General features: G+C 72.9%; 1 pseudogene. It reads left to right on the forward strand.

The features are described from left to right. Positions 1-846: pseudogene (locus AC2W7M_RS26485) on the forward strand (RNB domain-containing ribonuclease); the annotation flags it as partial.

Raw genomic sequence — 846 nt, forward strand, 5'->3', positions numbered from 1 at the left:
GCCAGTCGCAGGCGGAATACGCCTCGGAAATTACGGCCATTTCGGCCTGAACCTGCGCCGCTACGCGCATTTCACCTCGCCGATCCGGCGCTATGCCGACCTGATCGTCCACCGCGCCTTGGTACGCGCCCTGGGGCTCGGGCGCGACGGGCTACCGGACGAGGCGACGCCCGAGAGCCTCGGCGAGGTGGCGGCCGCCATCTCGGTCACCGAGCGGCGCGCCATGGCGGCGGAGCGCGAGACCGTCGACCGTCTCATCGCCCACCACCTGGCGGACCGGATCGGGGCCACCTTCACCGGCCGCGTCACCGGGGCGACCCGGGCGGGACTTTTCGTCGCGCTCGACGACACGGGGGCGGACGGCTTCATCCCGGCGGCGACGCTCGGGGCCGACTATTACCGCTTCGACGAGGCGCGCCAGGCCTTGGTGGGCGAACGCACGGGCGAAATGCACCGCATCGGCGACCGGGTGGAGGTGAAGCTGGTGGAGGCGGCGCCGGTGGCGGGCGCGCTCCGATTTGAGCTTCTGAGCGAAGGGTCCTATGTAGGGCGGTCGAAGAGCCGCGCGCGGGGCCTCAAGTCCCTGCCGGCTAAGGGCGCGTCGCGCACGGGCGTCCGCGGCGGGACGGGCGGTTCGACACCGGACGACGCCCCGGCCAAGTCCCGCGGTTCCTCCCGTGCGGCGTCGAGGACAGCGTCCCACGGCAAGCGACCGGGCAAGGGACCGGCCAAAAGGGGCAGAATGAAAGGGATCGGCCGCGACCATGAGCATGACCGTCACGAGCCACCTCGCCGCCCCGGCCGCCGCCGGCCGCAGCGCGCATCCCCCGACCGTGCCCCTCCGGC

The organism is Xanthobacter sp. BG11Y11_SDJG, assembly GCF_057364445.1.